The organism is Variovorax sp. P4_D9 (genome assembly GCF_056401695.1).
The window spans coordinates 1-5605 of record NZ_JBFUIU010000594.1 but is presented as its reverse complement, the minus strand read 5'-3'; the positions used below and the strand labels follow the sequence as shown (position 1 = coordinate 5605).

The 5605-nt window shown below is 67.0% G+C and carries 8 protein-coding genes and 1 pseudogene; 3 read left to right on the top strand and 6 right to left on the bottom strand.

The genetic code is table 11. The annotated features are described in order from the left end of the window. Nucleotides 1-144: 144 nt before the first annotated feature. Both AC1DY5_RS39865 and AC1DY5_RS39860 read left to right on the top strand, forming a co-directional pair. Nucleotides 145-810 (top strand): response regulator transcription factor, encoded by a 666-nt coding sequence (locus tag AC1DY5_RS39865; protein ID WP_478119973.1) that lies wholly within the window; start codon nt 145-147, stop codon nt 808-810. Between the two features lie 56 nt (nt 811-866). Continuing rightward, a complete protein-coding gene (locus AC1DY5_RS39860) occupies nt 867-1781 on the top strand; it encodes a formylglycine-generating enzyme family protein (RefSeq protein WP_478119972.1) in 915 nt (304 codons plus the stop codon). A 32-nt stretch (nt 1782-1813) separates the two neighbouring features. Here the strand turns inward: AC1DY5_RS39860 and AC1DY5_RS39855 are convergent, their stop codons facing one another. The 4 genes from AC1DY5_RS39855 to AC1DY5_RS39840 are packed head-to-tail and all read right to left on the bottom strand — an operon-like array spanning nt 1814 to nt 4081. Continuing rightward, complete coding sequence (locus AC1DY5_RS39855; RefSeq protein ID WP_478119971.1) at nt 1814-2257, bottom strand: outer membrane lipoprotein; 444 nt, start codon at nt 2255-2257, stop codon at nt 1814-1816. 20 nt (nt 2258-2277) lie between these two features. Beyond that, nucleotides 2278-2823 carry a hypothetical protein gene (locus AC1DY5_RS39850; RefSeq protein ID WP_478119970.1) on the bottom strand — a complete coding sequence of 182 codons (546 nt, stop codon included), beginning with the start codon at nt 2821-2823 and terminating at the stop codon, nt 2278-2280. A gap of 39 nt (nt 2824-2862) precedes the next feature. Then, nucleotides 2863-3258 carry a hypothetical protein gene (locus AC1DY5_RS39845; protein ID WP_478119969.1) on the bottom strand — a complete coding sequence of 132 codons (396 nt, stop codon included), beginning with the start codon at nt 3256-3258 and terminating at the stop codon, nt 2863-2865. Between the two features lie 10 nt (nt 3259-3268). Next, nucleotides 3269-4081 carry a transporter family protein gene (locus AC1DY5_RS39840; RefSeq protein ID WP_478119968.1) on the bottom strand — a complete coding sequence of 271 codons (813 nt, stop codon included), beginning with the start codon at nt 4079-4081 and terminating at the stop codon, nt 3269-3271. Nucleotides 4082-4308: 227 nt separating this feature from the next. Between AC1DY5_RS39840 and AC1DY5_RS39835 the strand changes: the two genes are divergently transcribed. After that, the gene (locus tag AC1DY5_RS39835; RefSeq protein ID WP_478119967.1) at nt 4309-4692 is read left to right on the top strand and encodes a hypothetical protein; all 384 of its coding nucleotides are present in this window, start codon (nt 4309-4311) and stop codon (nt 4690-4692) included. A 55-nt stretch (nt 4693-4747) separates the two neighbouring features. Here the strand turns inward: AC1DY5_RS39835 and AC1DY5_RS39830 are convergent, their stop codons facing one another. Both AC1DY5_RS39830 and AC1DY5_RS39825 read right to left on the bottom strand, forming a co-directional pair. Next, nucleotides 4748-5083, bottom strand: coding sequence for a hypothetical protein (locus AC1DY5_RS39830; protein WP_478119966.1), 336 nt, complete (start codon nt 5081-5083; stop codon nt 4748-4750). A gap of 72 nt (nt 5084-5155) precedes the next feature. Further along, a pseudogene (locus AC1DY5_RS39825) lies at nt 5156-5605 on the bottom strand (hypothetical protein); the annotation flags it as partial.

Below are 5605 nucleotides of genomic sequence, written 5' to 3'. Positions count from 1 at the left end.
CAAGTAGTCACTAGGGCAACACTTACACCAAAAGGGCAGCTTGTCATGCCCTGAAGCCGCGTGTTCAATGCACCCTCGTTTCCGGCGAAAGATCGAGACCCCGAGCTTTTGCGATGGTCTCCGCCGGACAGCAGGAGGTATGGCATGGGAAAAGTGATGCAATCGGCGGTCGGCGGGGAACCGCCCACGGTTCGCCTGATCGACGACGACGTCGCCTTCCGGCGCGCGATGCAGCGACTTCTTCGGAGCGCCGGACTGCAGGTGGTCGAGTACGGTTCGGTCGGGGAAATGCTGCTCGAGGGGATCGGCAGCGCCCCTGGCTGCCTGGTGCTGGACATCCACATGCCGGGGCCCAGCGGGCTCGATCTGCAGGAAATGATCGCCAGTCAGCCCGAGACGCTGCCCGTGATCTTCGTCACCGCCGAAGCCACCGTGCACGAGACGCTGCGAGCGATGAAGGCCGGCGCCGCCGATTTCCTGTTCAAGCCCGTGGACGGCGAGACGCTGCTGTCCGTCATCCGGAAGGCGATCGCGGACGATGCCGTGCGGCGCCAGGCACGGCGACGGCTGTGCGTCCTGCAGAACCGCTATTCGCGGCTCAGCCCGCGCGAACGCCAGGTGATGGAAATGGTGGTCAACGGCGCCCTCAACAAGCAGATCAGCGCCGAGCTCGGCGCCGCCGAGAGAACGGTCAAGGCGCATCGCGCGCATGTCATGGCGAAGATGGAAGTGAGTTCGCTCGCCGATCTGGTCCGAGCCGTGGGCCAACTCGGCGTGCCGCCGGGCGGCGTCAGCACCGCCAGCGCCTGATGTCGTCCATGCACGATCCTGTCGCAGCACCTCCCAGGACGGCCCCCCATCCCTCGATGGTGTGGATCCCCGACGGCAATTTCCTCATGGGCTCGGACCGGCACTATCCCGAAGAAGCGCCGGTGCACAGGGTCGCGGTGAAGGGCTTCTGGATCGACACCCACACCGTCACCAACGCCGAGTTCAAGCGCTTCGTCGATGCCAYGGGCCACGTCACGCTGGCCGAGCGCCCGGCGAAGGCGGAAGACTACCCGGGCGCCGATCCCGAACTGCTCGCCCCCTCCTCGGTCGTGTTCCAGCAGACCGCCGGTCCGGTGGACCTGGGCAACCCCCACAACTGGTGGACCTACCAGCGGGGCGCCGACTGGCGTCACCCGCGCGGGCGGGGCAGTTCGCTGCAGGGGCTGTGGAAGCATCCGGTGGTGCATGTCGCGTTCGAGGACGCCGAGGCCTACGCCAGTTGGGCCGGCAAGTCGCTGCCGACCGAGGCCGAATGGGAGTTCGCCGCCCGCGGCGGCCTCGAGGGCGCCGAATACTGCTGGGGCGACGAATTCAAGATGCGCGGCAAGTCGATGGCCAACACCTGGCAGGGCCAGTTTCCGTGGCAGAACCTGCTGGAAGACGGCTACCTGTGGACCGCGCCGGTCGGCTCCTTCGCACCCAACGGCTATGGTCTCTACGACATGGCGGGCAACGTCTGGGAATGGACCACCGACTGGTACCAGGAGCACGGCCGCATCACGCACGCCTGCTGCACGCTCGACAACCCGCGCGGCGGCGCGCTCGAGGGAAGCTACGATCCGCGGACGCCCGAGGTGCGCATCCCCCGGCGTGTCATGAAGGGAGGCTCGCACCTGTGCGCGCCGAACTACTGCCACCGCTACCGGCCGGCGGCGCGGATGGCGCAGCCGATCGACACCTCGACCTGCCACCTGGGCTTCCGCTGTGTCGTGCGCGGCGAGGCCTCCTGAGCGCGAAAGGCCTGCGCCRCAGGCCTGACCGGCTACTGCTGGGGCAGAACGCGCGCGCCTTCGCCGCTGCCTTCGATGTAGACGCGCTGCCCCACGCGCAGGCCCGGGGACACCGGTTGCGTCACCGACACCAGCACGCCGCTGTTGGTGCGCACCACGATCTGCTGGCCGGCGATCGGCTGCGCGTACCGGTTCGCCAGTTCCGACCCGGCGATGGTGCCGCCGATGGCGCCCGCCACCATGGCCACATCGCGGCCGGTGCCGCCACCGATCAGGCTGCCGATGCCGAGACCAGTGAGGCCACCGACGACCGCTCCAACCCCGGTATGGTTCGAACTCTGGATCTGCGTCGGCGTGATCTGCTCGATGACGCCCTGGCGAATGGTCATCGAACTGGATTGCGAGCCGGGCGCGGCACAGGCGGCCAACACCAGGACCATGGCGAAAGCGGAAATGCGGGACAGGAAGGCCTTCATGATCGACATCGCTCCTTGAATCAAAAAGTGGAGGGGGAATTCTTGAACCGAAAGCCGGTCGCGAGCAAGCACAGGCCGACCGCGAGCGCAAAGATCTCGATCAGCAGTCGGCGTCCGTCGGCGCTGCCGAAGCCGAGCAGCAGGCCGACTCCCAGCAGCAGCGTGCAGGTGCTCACGACCGCCGCGGGTGCGACGCCGCCACGCTGCGTCGGCGCCGCGCTGCGGCCCGCCAGCACGTAGAACAAGCCGACCGCGCCGAGCGCGATGCAGGCAGTGATGACGCCGCCGAAGAAGGCGACCGAACCCAGGATGCGGGCCTCGATGTCCGGGAAGGCGAAGGACACGGCGCCGATCGCCAGGCGGACCAGGGCATCGACCAGCGCCAGGCCGAACAGCCACTTGAAGCGCGACAGCTGCGACAGCGCGACGGCCACCGCCAGCGCGAGCAGCCCGTCGCCCAGCGCATAGAAGCCATTGCGGCCGAATGCCGGCAGCAGCAGCATGGCGAGCGCGAACAGCACGCCGAACGCACCTCGAAGCAACAGCAGGACGCGCAATGCGGGCATGGGAGGCACTCCTCGTTCGGATGCGATATCGACTGTCGATCAGCCGCCGGTCCACGGCGCCACCAGCTCCCACGGCGGCGTCTTGGACTTGGTGTTCTTGCAGAAGATGTAGCTGCCCCCGCCGAGCAGCGTCTTGTGGCGATTCTCGATCTGCGCCAGCCGGCACGACGCACGCCCCTTCGGATCCTTGGCCGGGGTGACGCTGCCGCTGCTGGAGGTGGCCGGGTTCTCCCAGCTGACCTTGACGCCGTCCGCGCCTGAATCCAGCGCGCCGTAGACGGCCTTCTCCATCAGGTCCATGTCGGCCTTGTTGAACTTGGTGATGGGCGTTTCGCGCAGCCCGTTGTAAAAGCTCAGCGGGGTGRCCGCTGCCGTTGCCGCGGCCGTCATCGCCACCGCGATGGCCAGCCCCTTCAATTTGTCGATCGCACGCATACCTGGATCCTCACTTGGGTAATACGAAATTGACCTGGAACCGGACGAACCAGTCGGACGCATTGTCAGGCCGGATCACGTTGTAGCCAGCGCCGACGACGAAATTCATCGGCACGAAGCGCTCGGGCCGGACCAGCAGCGAATAGGAAACCCCAAGCGGCACCGTCCAGCGCTGGCTCGAGCGCTTCTGCTCCCAATCGGCGGTGATGATGCCCACATAGCCGAGCGACTGCTTCGAATCCAGCCGGTAGCTGACGATCGGTTGCAGCGTGAACGCACTTACGTTCGCCTGGTTGTCGTCGCCCGCGAAGGACCACACCTGCGTCGCCAGCGCGCCGACGGTCCAGGGCCCGGATTCCTTGAGTCCCACGGCCGCCGGCCCGAGCGACCACTTGCCGGCGCCCAGCCGGTCGTTGGTCGCGGTCCGCATGACCATCGCAGGCCCGAAGCCCCAGATCCATCCGCCTTCCGCCGGCGTCGGCGCGAAGAAGGCTTCGTAGGTGATGTCGCCGAGACCGTCCTGCCGATCCTGGCCCGGCAGCAACGCGGGATTGGACAGCAGCGGAACGATGGCGCGATTGATCAGCGACCAGCCGCCACCGATCCTGACCGGGTAGACCGGCTGGATGTTCAGCGTGTACTGCGGCTTCTCGAAAGGGCCGGCATTGAAGTTGGTGGTCCATTGGAAGGGCACCGTGRCGATGTCAGCGATCGGGTTCGACAGCTTCTTCTGGAGGTCCGAGTCGTCCTGGGCCCAGGCAGGGCCAAATGCGAACGATGCCGCCGCCATGGCAACCCGGAGCGGGTGCTTCGAAAGCGTCATGCCGATTCCTCGTCGAGTTGAGCGTTCAGCATCGCTCTTGCCGATTCGCGTTTCGTGAGTGACGCAGCCATCTTGGGTACCATCGCGAAAGCTGGAAATTGGCCCAACGGGCAGCGCCCCTTGCCCTTTCGGGCAATCGGGCAGTGGACCATCGGCGATGGCACGCAGGCCCGGACGGTCGTACCATGAAGTGTGCGACAGTGCATTTCCAGGAAGCGGGGGGACATATGAAAAAGCCATTCGAATTCGCAGCAGTGCTTGCCGCCGCCGTCATCGGCATTCCCTTGACGGCCGGCGCCCAGCCGGCGGGGAACGCCGTGCTGATGGCCGGCGAGCAGCAGGAGGCGGACTATCGCGTGATCGCGGCGCGCTGCGGCACACCGGGCTTCGAGAAGGCCTTCTACAAGCAGTCGAGGGCGGCGGTCACGGCCGGCCTTGTCGTTAAGAACCGCGACCCGGTGCAGGTCGAGAAGAGCATCACGTCGCTCCGGCGCAGCCCCTTCGTGCTGGTCGCCACCCAGGCCGATTGCGCGGCTGAACTCAAGCGGCTGGCCGAGCTGCAGAAGCACCGGGGCGAGTTGCTCCGGACCGGAGCGGGCAGGAAGAAATGAGTGGCGCTGCCGGACGCGCAGACGACGCGTCTCGTGCACCCAGCGTGGTGGGTCGCTAGAGCGCGCCGTACACGCTCTCGTCGGGTTCGCCGCGGTCATGTCGCCTGGTGGCGGTGCGCAGGCTCAGAACCCACTGCCTCCCGTGCCGCTGTTCGCGGCTCTCGAACAACTCGGTGAAGCGCCGGATGCCCGGTCGCTCGATGGCCGCGATGGTCATCCAGTCGGTGCCGCCGAAGGACTCCGCGTCGCTGCTGCGGTCGACCAGGGCCGGTCGCAGCGCCATCACCCATTCGGTCGGTACGCGCGGATCGCGGTCCAGCATCCGCAGCGCGATCTGCGCCGCCTTGGGGCTCAGCGCCTGGATCTTGTGGAGGTGGAAATCCATTTCCATGCGGCGGATCCTTTCAGACACACAAGGATACATGTGCATCTGCCGCGAGCGCAAGGGCGCCGCCCCCAAGGCCTACTGGGTCTTTAGGCGCTTGTATTCGTTGCGCTTCATCTCAAGGTAGTCGCTGCGGTCCACCTCGTGCAGCTGGCGCGCGTAGCGCTCGGTGCTGTCGAACCACTGGGCCAGGCGCTGCGGCAACTGGGCCTCGGCCGGCGAGTCGAGGTAGGCATCGATCGCGAGGTAGTAGCGCATGGTGTTGCGCTCCACCACGCCGAGCACGCCGCCCACCAGGACCGGCTGGCCCGAGGCGTCCTTGTCCTTGCTGCTGAAGCCCACCTTGTCGCTGCCCAGGGTGGCGAGGTAGCCCTGCATCGCGATCCGCCCCGCCGTGCCGTAGGCGTAGGCGTAGGCCAGGTGGATGAAGGTCTTGCCATCGGGCAGCGGCGTGGCCTCGAACTCGATACGGTAGTCGCGGGTCGACAGCGGCCCCTTGTCCGCGCTCAGCTTCGCGCTCATGTAGTC